Here is a 19,797-nt window from a genome sequence, read left to right as displayed (position 1 = left end):
GTGCTGATCAACGTCTGATATTTCGAACATCGAGCCGCGGAGTATCCATGCCACGCACGCGCACCCGTTGGAGACTGGGTCTGACGGCCACCGCCTTCATGGTGGCCGCCGGTCTCGTCCCGGCCCCCGCCCACGCCGAGGACGTCACCGACTACGCGATCACCGTCGATCCCGCAGCCAAGGGCGCGAAGATCGACGACACGATGTACGGCGTCTTCTTCGAGGACATCAACCGGGCCGCGGACGGCGGCCTGTACGCCGAGCTCGTGCAGAACCGGTCCTTCGAGTACTCCACGGACGACAACCGGTCGTACACGCCGCTCACCTCCTGGACGGTCGACGGCACCGCACAGGTCCTGAACGACGCCGGCCGGCTCAACGAGCGCAACCGCAACTACCTCTCCCTGGGCGCCGGTTCGTCCCTCACGAACGCGGGCTACAACACCGGCGTCCGCGTCGAGGCGGGCAAGAAGTACGACTTCTCGGTGTGGGCCCGCGCCGAGAGCGGCACCACGCTCACCGTCACCCTGAAGGACGCCGACGGCACACTCGCCGCCGCTCGCGAGGTGGCCGTGAGCAAGAGCGGCTGGGCCAAGTACCGCGCCACCTTCACCGCGACCCGCACCAGCAGCGACGGCCGCCTGGCGGTCGCCGCCTCCGGAGCCGCCGCGCTGGACATGGTCTCCCTGTTCCCGCGCGACACCTACAAGCACCAGCCGAACGGCCTGCGCAAGGACCTCGCCGAGAAGGTCGCGGCCCTCCAGCCCGGCTTCCTGCGCTTCCCCGGCGGCTGCCTGGTCAACACCGGCTCCATGGAGGACTACAGCGAGGCCTCGAACTGGCAGCGCAAGCGGTCCTACCAGTGGAAGGACACCATCGGCCCGGTCGAGGAGCGCGCCACCAACTCCAACTTCTGGGGCTACAACCAGTCCTACGGCCTCGGCTACTACGAGTACTTCCGCTTCGCCGAGGACATCGGCGCCATGCCGCTGCCCGTCGTCCCGGCCCTGGTGACCGGCTGCGGCCAGAACAAGGCCGTCGACGACGAGGCCCTGCTCAAGCGGCACATCCAGGACACCCTCGACCTCATCGAGTTCGCCAACGGACCGGTGACCTCGACCTGGGGCAAGAAGCGCGCGCAGATGGGCCACCCGAAGCCCTTCCACCTCACGCACCTCGGGGTCGGCAACGAGGAGAACCTGCCGGTCGAGTTCATGGCCCGGTTCAAGCAGTTCCGCGCCGCCATCGAGGCGAAGTACCCCGACATCACCGTCGTCTCCAACTCCGGCCCGGACGACGCGGGGCAGACCTTCGACACCGCCTGGCAGCTCAACCGTGAGAACAAGGTCGACATGGTCGACGAGCACTACTACAACAGCCCGCAGTGGTTCCTGCAGAACAACGACCGCTACGACTCCTACGACCGCGGCGGCCCGAAGGTCTTCCTCGGCGAGTACGCCTCCTGGGGCAACGCCTTCAAGAACGGCCTCGCCGAAGCCGCGTTCATGACCGGCCTGGAGCGCAACGCGGACGTCGTCAAACTCGCCTCGTACGCACCGCTGTTCGCCAACGAGGACTACGTGCAGTGGAGCCCGGACATGGTGTGGTTCAACAACCACGCCTCCTGGAACTCCGCCAACTACGAGGTCCAGAAGCTGTTCATGAACAACGTCGGCGACCGGGTGGTCCCCTCGAAGGCCACCGGAACCCCCTCGCTGATGGGCCCGATCACCGGCGCCGTCGGCCTGTCGACGTGGGCGACCAGTGCGGCGTACGACGACGTGAAGGTCACGGACGCCGACGGGAAGACGCTGCTCAGCGACGACTTCTCCGGGGACGCCGCGCAGTGGAAGCACACCGGCGGCGGCAGCTGGAGCATCCAGGACGGGCAGTACGTCCAGACGGACGCGGCCGCCGAGAACACGATGCTCTCGGCCGGCGACCCGGCCTGGCACGACTACGACCTGCACGCCAAGGCCACCAAGAAGTCCGGCAAGGAGGGCTTCCTCGTCGCCTTCGGCGTCAAGGACACCGGCAACTACTACTGGTGGAACCTGGGCGGCTGGAACAACACCCAGTCCGCCGTCGAGCAGGCCGCGGACGGCGGAAAGTCGACGCTGATCTCCAAGGCCGGGACGATCGAGACGGGGCGTACCTACGACATCGACATCAAGGTGCGCGGCCGCCAGGTCACCCTGTACCTCGACGGCCAGGAGTGGGGCAGCTTCACCGACGACAAGCCGGCCGAGCCGTTCCGCCAGGTCGTCACCAAGGACGCGAAGACGGGTGACCTGATCGTCAAGGTCGTCAACGCCCAGTCCGCGGCCGCCCGTACGGCGATCGACCTGGGCGGCGCGAAGGTCGCGTCCAAGGCTCGCGTGACGACCCTGTCCGCGGACCCGAACGCCGTGAACAGCGAGACGCAGACGCCGGTCGCGCCGGTGACGTCCACCTTCTCGGGGGTCGCCGACAAGTTCACGTACACCTTCCCGGCGAACTCGATCACCTTCCTGCGGATCAAGCAGAGGTAGCCGGTTCAGGCGCGGGCCGCTGCCGCTGTCCGAGCGGCAGCGGCCCGCGCATGCCAGTGCTCCAGGAGGGCGGGCAGGTCGCGCGGGGGCGTCGGAATATTGCGTGCCCTGTCGTCGGCGTAGAGGCAGACTCGCTCCATGGCGGACATGCGAGCGTTCCGGGACGAGGTCCGTGGCTGGGCGGCCGGCGGGCCCGGCGGGGCGGCGAGTGATCTGGCTGTGCGGCTGGGGGTGCGGACGGCGGTGCTGCTGGAAGGGCCGAGTGACCTCGCGGCCGTCGAGGCGCTGGCCGCACGGCGGGGCCGGGACCTGGACGCCGAGGGCGTGTGCGTCGTGCCGATGGGCGGGGCGATGAGCGTCGGGCGCTACGCCGGACTCCTCGGCCCGTCCGGCCTCGGCCTGCGCCTGGCGGGACTGTGCGACGAGGGCGAACAGCGCTTCTACGACCGCGCCCTGAAGCGGGTCCGGGCGGCGTCGTACTCGGCGTTCTTCGTGTGCGTGAGGGACCTGGAGGACGAGCTGATCCGCGCGCTGGGTACTGCAAGGGTCGAGGAGATCGTCCGGACCGAGGGCGACCTGCGTGCCTGGCAGACCTTCCTGCGCCAGCCCGCACAGCACGGCCGGCCCCGGCAGCAGCAGTTGCGGCGCTTCCTCGGCACGAAGAAGGGCCGCAAGATCCGCTACGGCCACCTCCTCGTCGAGGCCCTGGAGCCCGAACAGGTACCGGCGCCCCTCGATGACCTCCTTGCGAGCCTGTGACAGGCAGGGGCTGCGGGCCCGAGAGGTAGCCCGAGTGGTTGCTGCACGGCCCCGCTGGTGCTCACCTCGTGGGGCGGTCCCCGGTGCCCGGCTGTTCCAGCTGGGAGGCCAGGACCGCGGCCTGGACGCGGCGCTGGACGCCGAGTTTGGCCAGCAGCCGGGAGATGTGGTTCTTGACGGTCTTCTCCGACAGGTAGAGCTTCTTGCCGATCTCGCGGTTGGTCAGGCCGTCGCCGATCAGGGCGAGGATGTCCCGCTCACGGGGGGACAGGCCGGCCAGCTCGGGTGCGAGGGCCGGCGTCTCGGCGGGGTCGGCGCGCAGCGAGCGCATCAGGCGGGCCGTGGTCGCGGGGTCCAGCATGGACTGGCCCGAGGCCACCGTACGGACCGCCGAGACCAGGTCGGAACCTCGGATCTGCTTGAGGACATAGCCCGAGGCGCCGGCCATGATGGCGTCGAGCAGGGCGTCCTCGTCGTCGAACGAGGTCAGCATCAGACAGGCCAGCTCCGGCATCTGGCTGCGCAGCTCCCGGCAGACCGTGATGCCGTCGCCGTCCGGGAGACGCACGTCGAGCACCGCGACGTGCGGGCGCAGCGCCGGGCCGCGGACGAGGGCGTGTTCGACGGTGTCCGCGTCGCCGACCACCGAGATGTCCGGTTCGGCGTCGAGCAGGTCGGTGATACCGCGTCGTACGACCTCGTGGTCGTCGAGCAGGAACACGCGGATCGGGTTCTGCTCCGTGAAGGTTCCTGTCTCGGTCATGACGACCCCTTGTTCCCCGGCGGCTGACGGTCTGCGGACCACGGACTGCCCGTGAGGCCGATCATTGCTCGCCGGGGCCGGATGCACTAGGGCCGACCGGCCCCATCGGCGGCGAGACCGGCGTGGGCCTCCAGCTCGAAGTCCACGTCCACCACGCCCTCGACCGCGCGCACGAGACGGGCCGCCACGGGGATCAGGGACGTGTCCCGGACCCGCCCGGCGAGCTTCACCACTCCGTCGTGCACCTGGACCCGGATCGCCGGGCCCGGCGCCGGGAAGAGGGGGGCCACGACCTCGCGCCGCACCTCCACGGCGATCTCGTCGTCGCCGCGCAGGAAGACCTTGAGCAGGTCGGCCCTGCTCACGAGGCCCTCCAGCATGTCCAGCTCGTCGACCACCGGCAGCCTTTTGACCTTGGCGTGCGCCATGGTGCGGGCGGCCTGGGCGAGCGTCGCGTCCGGGCGGGTCGTGAGCGCCGGGGAGGTCATCAGCTCCTGAGCGGTGAGCGCGCCGGCCTTCGCCAGGTCGGACAGCCGGTGGAGCTGGGTGTGCCGGTCGGGGTCGTCGTCGCGGAACTCCTCCTTGGGCAGCAGGTCGGCCTCGGAGACGACGCCGACGACGCGGCCCTCGCCTTCGAGCACCGGCAGGGCGCTGACCTTCCAGTCCTGCATCAGCTGCACGATCTCCTTGAAGGTGGCGTTGCGGCCGACGGAGACGACGGTGTGGGTCATGACGTCGCTGACGATGTGCGCGGTGGCGGGCACGGTGGCTCCTTTCTCGTTTCGGCTCGCGGGAGGGTTCAGACGTAGCTGCCGGAGCCGTACGGCGCGTACAGGTCCAGCAGCCGGGTCCGGGCGGAGCGGAGGCGGTGGGCGAGCACGTCACCGGCCCATCGGGTGATGGCGTGGCCCATGGCCGGGTCGTCCTGGCACATCAGGAGGACGGCCTCGGCGTCGAACTCGTACGCCCGCACCGGGGTCGTCGCCGCGGCGCCCAGGTGCCAGGTGTGCGGGGTGAAGAGCCAGGACCAGCCGACGAGTTCGTTGTGCCGGAGCGTCTCGATGACGGCCGCGGGGCGCCCCGGAACGTGCATGTCGAGCTCGACGGTGCCGGTCCGGATGATCCAGAACCGGTCGGCCTTGCCGCCTTCCTCGAACAGGCGCGTCCCTTGCGGAATGGACACCTCACGGGCGATGCGCATGAGCCGCTGCCGGTGCTCGGCGGGCAGGGCGCGCAGCATGCTGGGCGCGGGTGTGGTGATCATGGCGTGCCTCCCGACGGGGTGCAGAAACTTCCAGGGCCAGCGTGTGGCCGCCGACGGCGGCAGCCCATGGGCCACCCGGCCCATCGAGGCGGGCCACCCGGCTCCGTCCGGAAGACCTCCGGCACCCTGTCCCGATCCCGGCCCGGCGCCGCCATGAAGGTGTGAGAGGCCCCCCGCCCGAGCATGCGCCCCGACCGGCCCTGCCGACAGGGCCGTTCAGCCCTACGGCCACGGACCTTCGGCATCCGGCGGCCACCGCCCGGAGCGACCAGAGTGAGCCGGGGCGGACACCGATCGTCCCTGTCAGCGAAGACGAAGCTCGAATCGGGCCCCCGATTCAGGAGGTGGAATGCATGACCCGCACTCTCACTCTCACGGTCACGGTCGGCCTCGACGGCTCGCGTGAGAGCCGCGCGGCAGCTGAATGGGCGGCCCGTGAAGCACAACTGTTCGGCCTGCCGCTGAAGCTGGTCCACGTCTGGGAGCCCGTTCCGGAGCCCATGGCGCAGGCCCCGCTTCTCGGCGCCGAGACCCAGCAGCACTGGAGCGAGCGGAGCGAGATGGGGGTACCCCCGGCCGAAGGCTGGGGGAGGATACCTCGCGACGCCGCCGAGGGCATCCGGCTGCGCCACCCCGGCCTCGACGTGATGACGGAGCAGCTGTCCGGCCGGCCCGCCGAAGCGCTGGCCGACGTGGCACAGGAAGCCGAGCTGCTCGTCCTCGGCTCCCGGGGACTGAGCGGCATCGGCGGCTTCATGGTGGGCTCGGTCGGACTCGCGGTCGTGGCACACGCCGAGCGGCCGGTCGTCCTGGTCCGCGCCGACCAGCAGGCCGCCGACGAGCACGAGAGCGACCCCGCCGGCATCCCGTCCGCCGCAACGCCGTTCCGGCCCGTCGTCCTCGGCCTCGACATCGAGAGCCCCGACGAGGAGCTGATCGGGTTCGCGTTCGCCGCCGCCTCCCGCCGCGGCACCTCCCTGCGGGTCGTCCACGGCTGGAACCCGCCCCCGTACTACGCCTACGGCCTGTCCGCGGATCTGGAACTCCGCGGAGAACTGGCACGGCGGGAGACCACCGCCCTGACCGAGGTCATGCGTCCGTGGCGCAAGAAGTTCCCGGACGTCGAGGTCACCGAGGAGTCTCTCTACGGCACTCCCGGCAGCCACCTCGTCGACGCTTCCCGCGAGGCCTCCCTGGTCGTCGTGGGCCGTCGCATCCGGCGCAGCCCGTTCGGCGCCCACATCGGGCCCGTCACGCACACCGTCCTGCACCACGCCACTGCCCCCGTCGCCGTCGTCCCGCACGGCTGACCGACCCTCAAGGAGCAGCAACCATGAAGGCAGCGGTCGTACGAGCCTTTGGCGAGCCCCTCGTCATCGAGGACCGCCCCGACCCCGAGCCCGGCCCCGGCCAGGTCCGCATCCGCGTCGAGGCCTCCGGCCTGTGCCACACCGACATCCACGCCGCCCACGGCGACTGGCCGGTCAGGCCCAGCCCGCCGTTCGTGCCCGGCCACGAGGGCGTCGGCCTCGTCGAGAAGCTCGGCGACGGCGTCACCCACCTGAGCGTCGGCTGGGGGTCCCCCCTCTGGGGGAGCGTCGCCGTGCCCTGGCTCGGCAGGGCCTGCGGGCGGTGCGAGCACTGCCTGTCCGGCTGGGAGACGCTGTGCGAGCAGCAGATCAACACCGGGTACGGCTGCGACGGCGGCTACGCGGAGAAGATGCTGGCCTGGGCCGACTACGCGCAGCCGGTGCCGCAGGGCGTCACCGCCGTCGACGCCGCCCCGCTGACCTGCGCGGGCGTGACCACGTACAAGGCACTCAAGGTCGCCGACGTGCGGCCCGCGCAGCTCGTCGCGATCTCCGGCGTCGGCGGGCTCGGTCACCTGGCGGTGCAGTACGCGAAGATCGCCGGAGCCACCGTCGCAGCCATCGATGTCACCGACGACAAGCTCGAACTCGCCGTCGAGCTCGGCGCCGACATCACCATCGACGCCCGCAAGCACGACGTCGGCGAGGTCCTCAAGCGGCACGGCGGCGCCCACGCGGCCATCGCCCTCGCGGTGAACGAGGCCGCGTTCGCGGCCGTCAACTCCGGGCTGCGGCGCGGCGGCAAACTCGTCATGGTCGCCCTGCCCGCGCACGGCACCATCCAGGTCCCGATCTTCGACACCGTCCTGAACGGCACGAGCGTGATCGGTTCGATCGTCGGCACCCGGCAGGACCTCGCCGAGGTCTTCCAGCTGCACGCGGCCGGCCGTACCGAGGTCATCTGCGAGACCCGTCCGCTGAGCTCCGTCAACGAGTCGATCGACGATGTGCTGCGCGGCCAGGTCAAGGCCCGGATCGTCTTCGGCCTCGGCGCGGGACGGTGAGGGCGATGGACCTGCCGATCGTCGTCGGCGTCGACGGATCCGAGCCCAGCCTGCGCGCGACGGACTGGGCGGCCGACGAGGCCGCGCTGCGCGGGGTGCCGCTGCGACTGGTGTACGCCTCCCTGTGGGAGCGGTACGAGGGCGCCGCCCTCGCCGCCGACCTGGGCAGGCCGCCCGAGCGGGTACGGGCCCAGGACATCGTGGAGACCGCCGCCCAGCGCGTTCATCGCCGGCAGCCCGAGGTGACGGTCTCCACGCACACGTTGCCCGAGGAGCCCGAGTACGCGCTCGTGCGGGAGAGCCGCCGCGCGACCCTCCTGGTGACGGGCATCCGCGGCCGCGGCGGTATCACCGAGGCGCTGCTGGGGTCGGTGAGCCTGGCCGTCGCCGGGCACGCGCACTGCCCGATGGTCGTCGTACGCGGCAGCCACGACAACCAGGCCCGGTCGGGGACGCACGGCCGCATCGTCGTCGGCGTCGGCGAGCGGCCGACGACCCCGGCAGCGGTGCGCTTCGCCGCCGACGAGGCACGGCGGCGGGGCGCGGTCCTGGACGCGGTGCGCGCCTGGCGGTGCCCCGCATACGAGACCACCGACCACCCTCTGCTCGTCGGGGAACCCGCCCGGATGCATGAGCAGCAGGCGGCGGAGGTACTGGAAAAGGCGCTGCACGACATCCCCGCCGATGTCGAAGGCCACCGCCGTGCGGTCGAGGGCAACACCCGCACCGTCCTCGCGGACGCCTCGCGCGGTGCCGACCTCCTGGTCGTCGGCGCCGAGCGCCACCACCGGCACTTCGGGCTGCAGCTGGGCCGGGTGGCCCACGGGGTGCTGCACCATTCGGCCTGCCCGGTCGCCCTCGTGCCCGAGCGGGAGTGAGCATGCGAGCACAGAGGCCCTGCCCGGCAGGGTCACCGGCCTGCGGCCGACCCCGCCGGCTTCACCGCCCCGCGACCTGAATCGACGACTTCCGGAGTCTTCCCATGCCCGAGGTGGAACACCAGAACGCCACCGCACTCTCCGACGACGAACTGCGCACGCTCGACGCCCACTGGCGGGCCGCCAACTACCTCGCCGCGGGACAGATCTACCTGATGTCGAACCCGCTGCTGACCGAGCCCCTGAAGCCCGAGCACATCAAACCGCGGCTCCTCGGCCACTGGGGCACCTCACCGGGGCTGAACCTCGTGTACACCCACCTCAACCGCGTCATCAGCGCGCGCGGGCTCGACGCCCTGTGCGTGTGGGGTCCGGGCCACGGTGGGCCGTCCGTGCTGGCCGGCTCCTGGCTGGACGGCAGCTACAGCGAGACCTACCCGGACGTGTCGCGCGACGTGCAGGGGATGGAGCGGCTGTTCCGGCAGTTCTCGTTCCCGGGCGGCGTGCCCAGCCACGTGGCGCCGGAGGTTCCCGGTTCCATCCATGAAGGCGGCGAGCTCGGCTACTCGCTCGCCCACGCCTACGGCGCCGCCTTCGACAACCCGAACCTGCTCGTCGCCTGCGTCATCGGCGACGGCGAGGCGGAGACCGGTCCGCTGGCCGCCTCCTGGCACTCCGACAAGTTCCTCGACCCGGTCCACGACGGCGCCGTCCTGCCGATCCTGCACCTCAACGGCTACAAGATCGCCAACCCGACCGTGCTGTCCCGCCTGCCCGAGGCCGAACTCGACCAACTGCTGCGGGGATACGGCCACGAGCCGCTCCACGTCACCGGAGACGACCCCGCCGCCGTCCACCGCGCGATGGCGCGCGCCTTCGACGAGGCGCTGGACCGTATCGCCCTGATGCAGCGGTCGGCCCGCGAGGGCGGCGTCGCCGAGCGCGTCCACTGGCCGGTGATCGTGCTGCGCACGCCGAAGGGCTGGACCGGCCCCGCCGAGGTCGACGGACTGCCGGTGGAGGGCACCTGGCGCTCCCATCAGGTGCCGCTCGCCGGCGTACGGGAAAACCCGGAGCACCTACGGCAGTTGGAGGCATGGCTGCGCTCGTACCGGCCCGAAGAGCTCTTCCACCCGGACGGCCGCCCCGTCGCCGACGTCCTCGCCTGCGTTCCCGCGGGCGCCCGGCGTCTGGGCAGCACCCCGCACGCCAATGGCGGTCTCCTCGTGCGCGACCTGCCGATCAGGTCCCTGGACTCCTTCGCCGTACCCGTCGAGAAGCCGGGCACCACCCTGCACGAGCCGACCCGGGTCCTCGGCGGCCTGCTGGAACAGGTCATGAAGGACACCCGCGCCCGCCGGGACTTCAGGGTCGTCGGCCCGGACGAGACCGCCTCCAACCGGCTCCAGGCCGTCTTCGACGCCAGCGGAAAGGCCTGGCAGGCCGGGACGCTGCCGGTCGACGAGCACCTGGACCGGCACGGCCGCGTGATGGAGATCCTCTCCGAGCACCTCTGCCAGGGCTGGCTGGAGGGCTACCTCCTCACCGGCCGGCACGGACTCTTCTCCTGCTACGAGGCCTTCGTCCACATCGTCGACTCGATGGTCAACCAGCACATCAAGTGGCTGAAGACGTCCAGGGAGCTGCCGTGGCGCGCTCCCCTCGCCTCCCTCAACTACCTGCTGACCTCGCATGTGTGGCGGCAGGACCACAATGGCTTCTCCCACCAGGATCCCGGCTTCGTCGACCACGTCCTCAACAAGAGCCCGGACGTGGTGCGGGTGTATCTGCCGCCGGACGCCAACACGCTCCTCTCCGTCGCCGACCACGCCCTGCGCAGCCGCGACTACGTCAATGTGATCGTCGCCGGAAAGCAGCCCTGCTTCGACTGGCTGTCCATGGACGCCGCCCGCGCCCACTGCGCGCGCGGTGCCGGCATCTGGGACTGGGCGGGAACGGAGAACGGCGACGAACCGGACGTCGTCCTCGCCTGCGCCGGCGACGTGCCCACCCAGGAGGTGCTGGCCGCCGCCCAGCTGCTCCGCCACCACCTGCCGCACCTCGCCGTCCGCGTGGTCAACGTTGTCGACATGACCCGGCTGCTGCCGCGCGAGGAACACCCGCACGGCATGAGCGAGTTCGAGTACGACGGCCTGTTCACGACCGACAAACCCGTGATCTTCGCCTACCACGGCTACCCGTGGCTGATCCACCGTCTCGCCTACCGCCGCACCGGCCACAAGAACCTGCACGTGCGTGGCTACAAGGAGTCCGGCACCACGACCACGCCGTTCGACATGGTCGTCCGCAACGACCTGGACCGCTACCGCCTGGTCATGGACGTCATCGACCGCGTCCCGGGCCTCGGGGTGCGTGCCGCGGCCGTACGGCAGCAGATGGCCGACGCGCGCACCCGCCACCACGCCTGGATCCGCGAACACGGCACCGACCTCCCCGAGGTCGCCGACTGGACCTGGAACGCGTGAACCGCTGGAGGGGGCCGGTGCCGCCGATCACCGGCCCCCTCCGCCTGCCCAGGTGCGGACGCAGGGGACGCCTCTGGCGCCCGGAACCCCGGTGGCTAGACTCGGCGGGATGCCAGGACCGACCGCAGGAAGCGCCCTATCCGGGGGCAGGGCCCGCACACTCGCCCAGGTGTACCGACACTTCGGTGAGGTCGACGCCGCCGGGACATCGCCGCTGTACGAGCGCGTCGCCGTCGCCCTGAGCGAGTCCGACGAGGCGCTGCGCGCCATCGGGACGGCGCCGGCGCGCAAGCGGCACCCGAAGGTGATACTCGCCGCGCTGCACGATCTCGCCCTCGCCGGACGCGCCCCGGAGCTTGCCGCTGCCTATGCCGCCGCGGATGCCGATGCCGCCGCCGGCGCGGCGATCGACACGCTGCTGCGCACGACCGACTCGGTCGTGGCCATCGCCGCGCGCCGACAGCCGCGGACCAACGAGACCGGACGCTGCGCCGTGCTGTACCCGGCCATTGCCGAGGCGGCGCGCAGGGTGGGCGCGCCTGCGGTCGGGCTGATCGACGTGGGCTCTTCGGCCGGGCTCAATCTCCATGTCGAGCGCGTGGGCATCACGTACAGCAACGGACAATCGCTGGGCGACCCGTCCTCTCCCGTGCAGCTGTCGTCCTCGGTCGTGGGAGACCGGCCCCTCCCGACGCGGGCGATGCCCGAGGTCGTCGCCCGGGTGGGCATCGACGTCGACCCGGTCGACGTGACCGACGCGGATGACGTCCGATGGTTGCGCGCCTGCCTGTCGCCGGATCAGCCGGAGCAGGCCGCGAGGCTCGAAGCGGAGCTGGCGCTGGCGGCGACGGCCCCTCCGCTCCTGCTGCAGGGTGACGCGGTCGAGACGCTGCCCGACGCCTTCGCCCGGGTGCCCGCGGACGCCCTGCCTGTCGTCACCACGACGTGGGCGCTGTCGCGCGTCCCGCTCGAGAGCCGCCTGCGCTTCCTGCACCGCCTCGACGAAGCGGCGGCCGGCCGGGCGGTGGCGTGGGTGTCGGCGGAGGGGGTCGGAGTCGCGCCGACGATACCGACACTCGGCGATCGCCGCGCCTCCGGCCACAGCATCATCGGCGTGGCGGTGTTCGACCGGTCGGCTCTGCGCGCCGAGGCCGTGGGCCGCTGCTGGTCGCGGGGCCGCTTGCTGGCGTGGCTGGCGGACTCCTAGTAGGGCCGGTCTGACAATTCCCGCCTGCCCCGCGACGCCTGGCACGCACTCCCCCAGAGGGGGGACCCCCAGCCGCGTTGCCGAACCGCCCACGTGGCTCCTCCCCCNCACGCTCCCCCACGCTCGAACAACCTCGCGCGGGGGGACCCCCATGACGCCGCAGGGCCCGCCCTCCGGGCGGACGACGGGAATTGTCAGACAGGCCCTGGCACCCCGTGCGGGGTCAGGCGGTCATCAGGCGGTCGGCGTATCGACCAGCTCTGTGGACAACTGCGGGTGTACGTCGAACACCCCGCCCAGACTCACGGTGCGCAGCAGCCGCAGGAAACGGCTGCTGCCGCTGATCAGCCGGAGCCGGCCGTGGCGCGCCCGGACCCGGTTCCGCGTCCGGCACAGCACACCCAGACCGGCGCAGTCGATGAAGGACACGGCACGCAGGTCGAGCACCAGATCGGGGCTCGGGGCCGAGGTCAGGGTGTCGAGGCGCGCTGCCAGCGGGATCGCCGTCACGAGGTCGATCTCGCCGTGCAGCGCCATGATGGTCGTCCCATCGACGGTGCGTTCCGCCGGTGAAGTGGCGGGCCTCGGGTGGTTTTCGGACATGACAGGATCAAAGCTCCGCCGGGGGAGCGTGGGGAAGGGCCGACCGGCCCCTGCCGCGTGGGTCAGGCGGGCACGAGATACGGTCTGCCTGCCGTTGCATGCCCTCTGCGTAGGAACGGAGCGACACCGCGGGGGATCGGTGCCGCTCCTGCCTCCACTGTCCCTCGCGCCCGGGCCGGCGCCAAGGGTCGATGGGCCTCGGTGAAGGTCCGCACGGCCCTCATCGGCTGTCGCTGCCCTCCGCCCCGCGCAGCGCCGCCCTGCCCGCCTCCAGACGGGCCACCGGCACGCGGAACGGCGAGCAGGAGACGTAGTCGAGCCCTGCCGCGTGGAAGAAGTGAACGGAGTCGGGATCACCGCCGTGCTCGCCGCAGACCCCGATCGTCAGGCCCGGGCGCGCGGCGCGGCCCTCGTCCACCGCGATCCGCACCAGCCGGCCCACGCCGTCACGGTCGAGAGTCTCGAACGGTGAGGCGAGGAAGACGCCCTTGTCGAGGTAGGCGGCGAAGAACTCGGCCTCGACGTCGTCGCGGGAGAAGCCCCAGGTGGTCTGGGTGAGGTCGTTCGTGCCGAAGGAGAAGAACTCGGCCTCCTCGGCGATACGGCCGGCGGTGAGTGCGGCGCGGGGCAGCTCGATCATCGTGCCGATCGGGCAGCGCACGGCGATGCCGGACTCCTCGGACACCTCGGCGAGCACCCGCTCCACTTCCGCGCGCTCGATCCGCAGCTCCTCCACCGCGCCGACCAGCGGCACCATGATCTCGGCGTGCGGTGAGCCCCCGGCGCGCGTACGGGCCACGACGGCCTCGGCGACGGCCCGTACCTGCATGGCCACCAGGCCCGGAATCACCAGACCGAGGCGCACGCCCCGCAGCCCGAGCATCGGGTTCTCCTCATGCATCCGTCCCACTGCTTCGAGCAACGCCTGCTCGTGCGGGTCGGGTCGCTCACCGCGGGCCTCGGCGGCGGCGACTCGTACGGCGAGTTCGGTGCGGTCGGGCAGGAACTCGTGCAGCGGCGGATCCAGCAGGCGGATGGTGACCGGCAGGCCGTCCATCGCCTCCAGGATGTCGGTGAAGTCCTCGCGCTGGAGCGGCAGGAGGGCCGCGAGTGCCCGTTCGCGCTCGACGCCGTCGCGAGCCAGGATCATCTCCTCCACCAGCTTGCGCCGCTCTCCGAGGAACATGTGCTCGGTGCGGCACAGTCCGATGCCCTGCGCGCCGAACCTGCGGGCGCGCCGCGCGTCCTCGGGGGTGTCGGCGTTCGCCCGCACCTCCAACCGGCGCACGGCGTCGGCGTGTTCCAGAGCGCGGACGACGGCGGGAACCACGCCCGTCGACCGTTCACCGGTCTCCAGGAACCGCATGACCGCGGAGTCGGCCAGGGGGACCGCACCCAGGTGGACGGCACCGTCGGAGCCGTCCACGGAGACGACCGTGCCCTCGGCGACCACGGTGCCGCCACGGGTGGTGAAACGCCGGGCCCCGGTGTCCACCGCCAGCTCCTCGGCGCCGCACACGCAGACCTTGCCCATACCCCGCGCCACCACGGCCGCGTGACTCGTCTTGCCGCCACGGCTGGTCAGCACCGCCTGAGCGGCGATCATGCCCGGCAGATCGTCGGGGGTGGTCTCCTGGCGCACCAGGACCACCTTCTCGCCGGCCGCGGCACGCCGCACCGCCTCGGCGGAGTCGAAGACAGCCGCACCGACCGCGGCACCCGGTGAGGCGGGGATCCCGTGGGCGAGCGGCTCGCCGGCCGCGGAGGCGTCGAAGCGCGGGAACATCAGCCGGGCCAGCCCGTCGCCGTCGACCCGCGCCAGGGCCTCGTCCGCGGAGACGAGCCCTTCGTCGGCCAGCTCGGCGGCGATGGCGAACGCGGCCTCGGCGGTGCGCTTGCCGACCCGGGTCTGCAGCATCCACAGCGTGCCGCGTTCGATGGTGAACTCGATGTCGCACAGGTCCCGGTAGTGCCGCTCCAAGGTCCCCATGTGGGCGAGCAGTTGCTCGTAGGACCGGGGATCGAGTCGCTCCAGCTCGGCCAGCGGCACGGTGTTGCGGATGCCGGCGACCACGTCCTCGCCCTGCGCGTTGGGCAGGTAGTCGCCGTAGAGACCGCTGCGGCCGGTGGCCGGGTCACGGGTGAAGGCGACGCCGCTGCCGGAGTCGGGGCCGAGGTTGCCGAAGACCATGCGCTGCACGGTCACTGCGGTGCCCAGATCGTCGGGGATGTGTTCGCGCCGCCGGTAGATCCGGGCACGGTCGCCGTTCCAGGAGCGGAAGACCGCCAGGATCGCCAGGCGCAGCTGCTCGGCGGGTGACTGCGGGAAGTACTCCCCGCTCTCGTCGCGGATCAGCTCCTTGTACGCCTCCACCAGCTCGGCGAGGTCGCGTGCGTCGAGGTGCAGGTCGTCGGGGGCGTGGCGCATGCCCTTGAGCGTCGTCATGGCGCGCTCGAACAGCGCGGCGTCGACTCCCATGACCGTGCTGCCGAACATCTGCAGGAGCCTGCGGTACGAGTCCCAGGCGAACCGCTCGCTGCCCGAGGCCTTGGCCAGCCCGAGGACGGAGTCGTCGTTGAGGCCGATGTCCAGCACCGTCTCCATCATTCCGGGCATCGAGAACCGTGCCCCGGACCGGACGGACAGCAGCAGCGGGTCGTCCCGCTGCCCCAGCCGCCGGCCGGCGGCGTCCTCGACGGCCGAGAGATGCCGGGAGACCTCGGCGAGCATGCCGTCCGGTTCCGCACCGGTGGTGAGGAAGGCCCGGCACGCGTCGGTGGTGACGGTGAAACCCGGTGGGACGGGCAGGCCCAGCCGGGTCATCTCGGCCAGGTTCGCGCCCTTGCCGCCCAGCAGGTCCGCCATGTCACGGCGGCCCTCGGGGAAGTCGTAGACGTAACGGACCATGACGCTGTGCTCCTCGGCTCGGCGGATACGGTCCGGCTGTCGGGCCGTGACTCATCTCCAGCGTCGGACGACAGCGGCCGGGTCGCCATGTTCCGGGCCGTCCCCATGGCAGGGCCGAACGGCCCAGGCGTCCGACCTGTGCGCTTGCGGGTGTGTGGCCGCGGCTGGCTCCGATCCCGTACCGCCACGCGCAACCGGCCGGTAACGTGACCCATGACCGCAGCGGCCGGTGTCAGACCGCCCACGGGACCGGAGGAGACGCAGGTGGCAAGCACCGAGGAACCTCGGGAAGCCCGCGTACGGCTGCCGCAGCTGAGGCTGGACGAGCTGCTGGAGGAGCTCCAGGCCCGTCTGGACGCGGCCCGTGGCACGCGCGACCGGGTGCACAGCCTGCTGGAGGCGGTGCTCTCCGTCGGCCGGGAGCTGGACCTGGAGCAGGCGCTGCACAGCATCGTCGAGGCCGCCGCGGTGCTGGTCGACGCCGAGTACGCGGCCCTGGGCGTGATCGGTCCGGACGGCAAGCGGCTGTCCGCCTTCCACACGGTCGGGGTCACCGAGAGCCAGATCGCCAGGATCGGTCATTTCCCGGAGGGCCACGGCATCCTCGGCGAGCTGATCCACCATCCCGAGCCGCTGCGTCTGGCGAAGATCTCCGAGCACCCGGCGTCGTACGGTTTCCCGCCGAACCACCCGCCGATGAACACCTTCCTCGGCGTCCCCATCCGGGTGCGTGACCAGGTCTTCGGCAACCTGTATCTGACGGAGAAGCGCGGCGGGGCACAGTTCGACGGGGAGGACGAATCCGTCCTGTCGACCCTGGCCGTGGCGGCGGGGGTCGCCATCGACAACGCCCGCCTCTACGAGGAGTCCCGGCTGCGGGAGCGGTGGCTGCAGGCGAACGCGGAGATCACCCACAGCCTGATGTCCGGCAGCGAGCGCGGCGAGGTTCTCGGACTGATCGCCGAGCGTGCCCGGGAGATCACGGGAGCGGCACTGGCCGTGGTCGCGATGCCGATGGAGGACACCGACTCGCTCAGTGTGGAGCTCGCCATCGGGCCGGAGGCGCAGACGCTGCGCGGACTGGTGCTGCCCGTCGACGGAAGCCTGATCGGCGAGGCCTTCTCGACCATCGCCCCCGTCACCACCCCGGACGTCTCCCAGGACGAGCGTGTCTCGGCCGGCCCCCCGCGCTTCACCGGCCTCGGCCCGGCGGTCGCCGTACCGGTCGGGACGGGCGAGGGCGGCGTCCGCGGCGTCGTCCTGCTGATCCGTGAGGCGGGGCAGACGGTGTTCACCGGGAAGGAGATCGAACCGCTGCAGGGCTTCTCGGCCCAGGCCGCCGTCGCCATGGAGCTCGCGGAGCGCCGGCAGGACGCCGAGGAGGTGGCCGTGCTCAAGGACCGCGACCGCATCGCCCGCGACCTGCACGACCTGGCGATCCAGCGGCTCTTCGCCACCGGCATGACCCTGCAGAGCGCGGGCCGTTTCATCGAACACCCCGAGGCCTCCGAGCGCGTCGTGCGCGCGGTGGACGACCTGGACGAGACCATCAAGATCATCAGGTCCACGATCTTCGGCCTGCGCTCGCGTGAGGGCACCCGCGGGGCCGGCCTGCGGGCGCGGGTGGTGCGCATCGCGGGCGAGGCGGCGTCGGTGCTGGGCTTCGCGCCCAGCGTACGGATCGAAGGGCTCGTGGACACAGACGTGCCGCGCGAGATCGCCGACCACGTCGTGGCCGTGCTCTCCGAAGCCCTCACCAACATCGCCCGGCACGCCCGCGCCGACCGTGCCGCCGTCGCCCTGACGACCGACTCCCACCAGGTCCGCCTCACGGTCACCGACAACGGCGTCGGCATCCCGGCCGACGGTCGCCGCAGCGGGCTGCGCAACATGGCGGAGCGGGCGAGGCAATGGGGCGGGGAGCTGGAGTTGACCACTCCGGCCGACGGTGGCACCACGTTGGTGTGGTGCGTCCCGGTGCCGGCCGAGCAGGAACCGGTGTGACGAGCACCTCGGCCGGCATCACTCGCCAAGCGGCGCGCACCTGCCCTGCCGCTCGCTGAGATCACCCACCCGGGGTCCGTCAGGACAGGGCGAGGACGCAGAACTCGTGGCCCTCCGGATCGGCCAGGCACGACCACGGGACATCGCCCTGGCCGACGTCGAGGTCGGTGGCGCCGAGGGCCCGCAGCCGGGCCACCTCCGCTGCCTTGTCGTCACCGGGGTACGGCAGCAGGTCGAGATGGACGCGGTCCGGCACGGTCTTCACATCGGGCGTGCGCAGGAACTCGAGATACGGGCCGACAGCCTTGCCGGAGCGCAACACCGCCTGATCGTCGGTCACCTCGTGCAGGGTCCAGTCCATCGCCTCACCCCAGAACCGGGCCATGGCCCGCGGATCCGCACAGTCGACCACCACCGCGGCGATCGGCCCGGTGTCCCGGTAGCTCTCCCGAGGCTCCAGCACGCAGAACTCGTTGCCCTCCGGGTCGGCGAGGACCGTCCACGGCACGTCGCCCTGGCCTACGTCGGCGGGCGTCGCACCGAGCGCCTTCAGGCGCGCGACCAACTCCGCCTGATGGGCCGCAGAGGTGGTGGCGAGATCGAGGTGCACACGGTTCTTCGCTGTCGTCTTGGGCTCCGGGACGGGAACGACGTCGATGCCGACGGCGATCGGGTCCGGCCAGACGAGGCCGCCGGGGGGTCCGACGTAGGTGGTCACGCCGGGGCTGTAAGCACCCCAGCCGAGCGCCTCCGCCCAGAACCGGCCGACCGCCGAGTGATCAAGGGCCTTTATGTTCACCATCACAGGTCGCAGTGCCACGCCGGTGAGCCTATGCGCCCGCCCGGGATCGGTTGCATAAACGTGCATGGATACGTATAGTCATGCCATCCAAGAGGAGGATTCCATGGCGGTACGTGCGGCAGTGGCCGGAGCGAGTGGATATGCGGGCGGCGAGGTCCTGCGGCTGCTCCTGGCGCACCCCGAGGTCGAGATCGGCGCCCTGACCGGCAACTCCAACGCGGGACAGAAGCTCGGCGCGCTCCAGCCGCACCTGCTGCCGCTGGCCGACCGCGTCCTTGAGGAGACCACGCCCGAGGTCCTCGCCGGACACGACGTCGTCTTCCTCGCCCTGCCCCACGGCCAGTCCGCCGCCGTCGCCGAGCAGCTCGGCCCGGACGTCCTGGTCGTCGACATGGGTGCCGACTTCCGCCTCGAGAACCCGGCCGACTGGGAGCGTTTCTACGGCTCCGCACACGCCGGCACCTGGCCTTACGGCCTTCCCGAACTGCCGGGTCGCCGCGCCGCGCTGGAGGGGTCCAAGCGCATCGCGGTACCCGGTTGCTACCCGACCGCCGTCTCGCTCGCCCTGTTCCCGGCCTACGCCGCCTCTCTCGCCGAGCCCGAGGCCGTGATCGTCGCCGCCTCCGGCACGTCCGGCGCGGGCAAGGCGCCCAAGCCGAATCTGCTGGGCAGCGAGGTCATGGGCTCCATGTCGCCGTACGGCGTCGGCGGCGGCCACCGGCACACGCCCGAGATGATCCAGAACCTCAGCGCGGCGGCGGGCGAGCGGGTCTCCGTCTCCTTCACGCCGACCCTCGCGCCCATGCCCCGCGGCATCCTCGCCACGTGCACCGCGAGCGCGCGCCCCGGCGTCACGGCGGACTCCGTGCGCGCCGCCTACGAGAAGGCCTTCGCCGACGAGCCCTTCGTCCACCTCCTCCCGGAGGGGCAGTGGCCCGCCACGGCGTCCGTCTACGGTTCGAACGCCGTTCAGGTGCAGGTCGCTTACGACGCCGCCGCGAACCGCATCATCGCGATCAGCGCCATCGACAACCTGACCAAGGGCACGGCCGGTGGTGCCGTCCAGAGCATGAACATCGCCCTCGGGTTTCACGAGAACATTGGGCTTTCCACGATCGGAGTCGCACCGTGAGCGACGCACGTGCAGCCACCGGGCCGCAGACAATGACGAAAGCCGCACCTCTGCGCTGCACGGGCGGAGAAGCGAACAAGGAGATG

16 protein-coding genes are annotated in these 19,797 nt (G+C 71.6%); 9 read left to right on the top strand and 7 right to left on the bottom strand.

Annotation, left to right across the window (positions count from 1 at the left end; genetic code table 11):
* The first annotated feature begins 47 nt into the window (after window positions 1–47).
* Window positions 48–2,531 (top strand): alpha-L-arabinofuranosidase C-terminal domain-containing protein, encoded by a 2,484-nt coding sequence (locus ADL12_RS47995; protein WP_062715501.1) that lies wholly within the window; start codon window positions 48–50, stop codon window positions 2,529–2,531.
* Window positions 2,532–2,536: 5 nt separating this feature from the next.
* Here ADL12_RS47995 and ADL12_RS57950 read toward each other — a convergent pair whose 3' ends face one another.
* Window positions 2,537–2,671 carry a hypothetical protein gene (locus ADL12_RS57950; RefSeq protein ID WP_279617201.1) on the bottom strand — a complete coding sequence of 45 codons (135 nt, stop codon included), beginning with the start codon at window positions 2,669–2,671 and terminating at the stop codon, window positions 2,537–2,539.
* Between ADL12_RS57950 and ADL12_RS47990 the strand changes: the two genes are divergently transcribed.
* Window positions 2,670–3,290, top strand: coding sequence for a TOPRIM nucleotidyl transferase/hydrolase domain-containing protein (locus ADL12_RS47990; protein WP_062715499.1), 621 nt, complete (start codon window positions 2,670–2,672; stop codon window positions 3,288–3,290). The genes ADL12_RS57950 and ADL12_RS47990 overlap by 2 nt on opposite strands.
* A 61-nt stretch (window positions 3,291–3,351) precedes the next feature.
* Here the strand turns inward: ADL12_RS47990 and ADL12_RS47985 are convergent, their stop codons facing one another.
* The 3 genes from ADL12_RS47985 to ADL12_RS47975 form a co-directional block, all read right to left on the bottom strand.
* Window positions 3,352–4,053 carry a response regulator gene (locus ADL12_RS47985; protein WP_062715497.1) on the bottom strand — a complete coding sequence of 234 codons (702 nt, stop codon included), beginning with the start codon at window positions 4,051–4,053 and terminating at the stop codon, window positions 3,352–3,354.
* 86 nt (window positions 4,054–4,139) lie between these two features.
* Window positions 4,140–4,784 carry a CBS domain-containing protein gene (locus tag ADL12_RS47980; protein WP_062715541.1) on the bottom strand — a complete coding sequence of 215 codons (645 nt, stop codon included), beginning with the start codon at window positions 4,782–4,784 and terminating at the stop codon, window positions 4,140–4,142.
* Between the two features lie 68 nt (window positions 4,785–4,852).
* Window positions 4,853–5,317 (bottom strand): cyclic nucleotide-binding domain-containing protein, encoded by a 465-nt coding sequence (locus ADL12_RS47975; RefSeq protein WP_062715495.1) that lies wholly within the window; start codon window positions 5,315–5,317, stop codon window positions 4,853–4,855.
* 353 nt (window positions 5,318–5,670) lie between these two features.
* Here ADL12_RS47975 and ADL12_RS47970 point away from each other — a divergent pair, with 353 nt between their 5' ends.
* From ADL12_RS47970 to ADL12_RS47950, 5 genes are all read left to right on the top strand, one after another.
* Window positions 5,671–6,627: a universal stress protein gene (locus ADL12_RS47970; RefSeq protein ID WP_062715493.1), complete on the top strand. Its 957-nt coding sequence runs from the start codon at window positions 5,671–5,673 to the stop codon at window positions 6,625–6,627.
* 23 nt (window positions 6,628–6,650) lie between these two features.
* Window positions 6,651–7,691, top strand: a complete 1,041-nt coding sequence (locus tag ADL12_RS47965; RefSeq protein WP_062715491.1) for a zinc-dependent alcohol dehydrogenase — start codon at window positions 6,651–6,653, stop codon at window positions 7,689–7,691.
* A gap of 5 nt (window positions 7,692–7,696) precedes the next feature.
* On the top strand, window positions 7,697–8,569 hold the full coding sequence (locus ADL12_RS47960; protein ID WP_062715489.1) for a universal stress protein: 873 nt from the start codon (window positions 7,697–7,699) through the stop codon (window positions 8,567–8,569).
* 104 nt (window positions 8,570–8,673) lie between these two features.
* Window positions 8,674–11,055: a phosphoketolase family protein gene (locus ADL12_RS47955; protein ID WP_062715487.1), complete on the top strand. Its 2,382-nt coding sequence runs from the start codon at window positions 8,674–8,676 to the stop codon at window positions 11,053–11,055.
* A 169-nt stretch (window positions 11,056–11,224) separates the two neighbouring features.
* Window positions 11,225–12,262 (top strand): DUF2332 domain-containing protein, encoded by a 1,038-nt coding sequence (locus ADL12_RS47950; RefSeq protein ID WP_208614776.1) that lies wholly within the window; start codon window positions 11,225–11,227, stop codon window positions 12,260–12,262.
* A 234-nt stretch (window positions 12,263–12,496) separates the two neighbouring features.
* On the opposite strand, the gene ADL12_RS47945 is transcribed toward ADL12_RS47950, so the two are convergent.
* Window positions 12,497–12,865: an STAS domain-containing protein gene (locus ADL12_RS47945; RefSeq protein WP_063806829.1), complete on the bottom strand. Its 369-nt coding sequence runs from the start codon at window positions 12,863–12,865 to the stop codon at window positions 12,497–12,499.
* A gap of 220 nt (window positions 12,866–13,085) precedes the next feature.
* A complete protein-coding gene (gene ppdK / locus ADL12_RS47940; protein WP_062715483.1) occupies window positions 13,086–15,773 on the bottom strand; it encodes a pyruvate, phosphate dikinase in 2,688 nt (895 codons plus the stop codon).
* Between the two features lie 264 nt (window positions 15,774–16,037).
* On the opposite strand from ppdK, the gene ADL12_RS47935 reads away from it, so the two are divergent.
* Window positions 16,038–17,777, top strand: a complete 1,740-nt coding sequence (locus tag ADL12_RS47935; RefSeq protein WP_062715480.1) for a sensor histidine kinase — start codon at window positions 16,038–16,040, stop codon at window positions 17,775–17,777.
* A 79-nt stretch (window positions 17,778–17,856) separates the two neighbouring features.
* On the opposite strand, the gene ADL12_RS47930 is transcribed toward ADL12_RS47935, so the two are convergent.
* Entirely contained in the window at window positions 17,857–18,597 is a 741-nt protein-coding gene (locus ADL12_RS47930) for a VOC family protein (RefSeq protein ID WP_062715479.1), read from the bottom strand.
* A gap of 85 nt (window positions 18,598–18,682) precedes the next feature.
* On the opposite strand from ADL12_RS47930, the gene argC reads away from it, so the two are divergent.
* Window positions 18,683–19,711 carry an N-acetyl-gamma-glutamyl-phosphate reductase gene (gene argC / locus ADL12_RS47925; protein WP_062715477.1) on the top strand — a complete coding sequence of 343 codons (1,029 nt, stop codon included), beginning with the start codon at window positions 18,683–18,685 and terminating at the stop codon, window positions 19,709–19,711.
* Window positions 19,712–19,797: the final 86 nt, after the last annotated feature.

This window comes from Streptomyces regalis (genome assembly GCF_001509475.1).
Lineage (GTDB): Bacteria > Actinomycetota > Actinomycetes > Streptomycetales > Streptomycetaceae > Streptomyces > Streptomyces regalis.
This window is presented reverse-complemented; position numbering and strand designations above follow the sequence as displayed.